Below are 2264 nucleotides of genomic sequence, written 5' to 3'. Positions count from 1 at the left end.
TGCGCGCTTCGCTGAATCCGGACAGCCATTCCGCTAATTCCCGGACAGCGTTTCCGCTAAAGTCCGGACAGTTTTGACGGGGTGGTCCTCGGGTGCCTCGTTTTCGTCAGGGGTTATAGGTTTCGCCGTTTTCGGCGGGGGTCAAGAGGGGCGAGGCCCTTTGCTTGCGCATGCTGTCGCCGGCCAGTTCGATGCGGTGGGCGTTGTGGACGAGGCGGTCGAGCACGGCGTCGGCGACGGTATTGTCGGCAATGAGGTCGTGCCAGCCTGCCACTGGAACTTGTGCGGTGATCAGCGTGGATTTTCGGCGGTAGCGCTCCTCGACGATTTCGAAGAGATGGAAGCGCTGCTGGTCGGAGAGCGTGTGTGTTCCGAAGTCATCGAGAATGAGTAACTGGACGCGGGTGATCTTCGCGAAGAGCCTGGGGAAGCTACCATCGAGGCGGGCGAGCGCAAGTTCTTCGAACAGGCGAGGCACGCGCGTATAGAGCACGGAGTGGTCTTGCCTCGCCGCCTGTCGGGCGAAGGCACAGGACAACCAGGACTTTCCTGTTCCGGTCTGACCGGTGATGATCAGGTTCTCGTTGGCCTTCAGCCACACTCCCTGGGCGAGGGAGAGGGTGTTGCGCCGGTCGAGGCCGCGCGGCGCGGCAAAGTCGATATCCTCGATGCAGGCCTCGGCGAAGCGCAGCTTGGCGGAGGCGAGCTTGTTGCGGATGCGTTTGTCGGCTCGCGCGGCGACCTCTCGGTCGAGCATGAGACCGAGCCACTCGTCGCGGCCCAGGTCGTTCGAAGCGGGCTGTTCGGCGAGTTCGCGCCAAGCGGCGGCCATGCCGGCCAGCCCGAGGGTGCGCATCTGATCGAGCGTCGGATTCGTCAGCATTCTTTCGGTCCTTCACTGGTAGTAGGCGCCGCCGCGGATGTTGGCGTGCGCAGGCGTCGGCGCGGCTTGTTCGGCCTGCGGTCTTTCCCGGTCGAGGCCGGTTTTGAGGATGGAGGCGACGGAGGAGTAGGTGATCGCGTTGATCGTGAGGGCCCGCTCGCAGGCGGCATCGAGGCGTACCGGTCCATAGCGCCGCGCCAGCGACAGGATGCCCATGGCAGCGCGGTATCCCTGCTCGGGGTGCGGCCGGTCGGCCATCATGCGTTCGACCATGATGACGGCGTTGGGGCCGATGTGCCCGGCCCGGTCGATCAGGCTCTTCGGCGTGGTGTTGGCGTAGCGCTGATGGGCCTTGGGCATGTGATCGTCGACGGTGACATGGCCGCAGCGCTGAGAGCGGCGGACATGACTGGCGACGCGCCTGTGGTCATGGAATATCTCGACGACACGATGGGTGAGCCGCACCTGGACGGTGCTCCCGATCAGTCGATGCGGTACCGAGTAGAAGGTCTTGTCGACTTCGACATGGTAGTCAGGATGAACCTTCGCCGTCTTCCATTCCGCATATTCGAAGGGAACCGCCGGCAATGGTGCCAGAGCCGCCCGCTCGATCTCCTCGAACAGTTGGCGGCGGCTCTTGCCGACATGGCGCATCGGCCGGTTGTTCAGATCCTCGAGCAGTTCGCCGATCGCCACGTTGAGGGCGGCCAACGAGAAGAACCTGCGGTTCCTGAGCCGGGCGAGAATCCAGCGTTCGACGATCAGGACGGCTCCTTCGACGCGGCCCTTGTCGCGCGGCTTCCGGCTGCGTGCCGGCAATATCGTTGTGTCGTAGTGCTCGGCAAACGCGGCGAATGTCGCGGTCAGCGTCGGTTCGAACCACAACGCCTTGGCCACGGCGGACTTCAGATTGTCGCAGACGACCGCCTTTGTGACGCCGCCGTAGAAGGTCAGCGCCCGCACTTGGCCGTCGATCCAATCCGCCAGCTTCTGGCTGAGGCTGGCATGGGCGAAGGTCAGGTTGGAAGCGCCCAGCACCGCGACGAAGATCTGGGCCGGATGGATGACCCCGGTCGCCGGGTCGATCACCGGCACCGTCGGCCCGGCATAGTCGGTCTGCATGACCTCGCCCGCCGCGTGGCGGTTGCGGAACACTGCACTCGTCCGCTTCCGGAAGGCGGCAAATCGCTCGCAGAACCAGGTGAAGCCATAACCATCGGGGTGCGCGCCACGGTACTCCTGCCACAGAAGCGTCAGCGTCACGCCGGTCCGCTTCAACTCGCGGCCGACCTGCGCCCAATCCGGCTCGCTCAGATCTTGCGGCGGTCGGCCGACGCGACCGAACAGAAGCTTCTCCAACTGGGCGTCGTCGTCACAGGCG

At 64.8% G+C, this 2264-nt stretch carries 2 protein-coding genes; both read right to left on the bottom strand.

All coding sequences use genetic code 11. The features are described from left to right. Window positions 1–106 precede the first annotated feature (106 nt). Complete coding sequence (istB, locus tag EYW49_RS22725; RefSeq protein ID WP_131312013.1) at window positions 107–883, bottom strand: IS21-like element helper ATPase IstB; 777 nt, start codon at window positions 881–883, stop codon at window positions 107–109. 12 nt (window positions 884–895) lie between these two features. After that, window positions 896–2264: IS21 family transposase (istA, locus tag EYW49_RS22720; RefSeq protein WP_131312011.1), on the bottom strand; the 1369-nt coding region annotated here is incomplete at its 5' end.

The organism is Siculibacillus lacustris (assembly GCF_004328075.1).
GTDB lineage: Bacteria > Pseudomonadota > Alphaproteobacteria > Rhizobiales > Ancalomicrobiaceae > Siculibacillus > Siculibacillus lacustris.
Note: the sequence above shows the minus strand (reverse complement) of the source record. Positions and strands in the feature narration are given on the sequence as shown.

What these genes read in the sequence shown, in the direction of transcription:
- istB (WP_131312013.1), bottom strand. Translation starts at nt 883, where the DNA reads ATGCTGACGAATCCGACGCTCGATCAGATGCGCACCCTCGGGCTGGCC.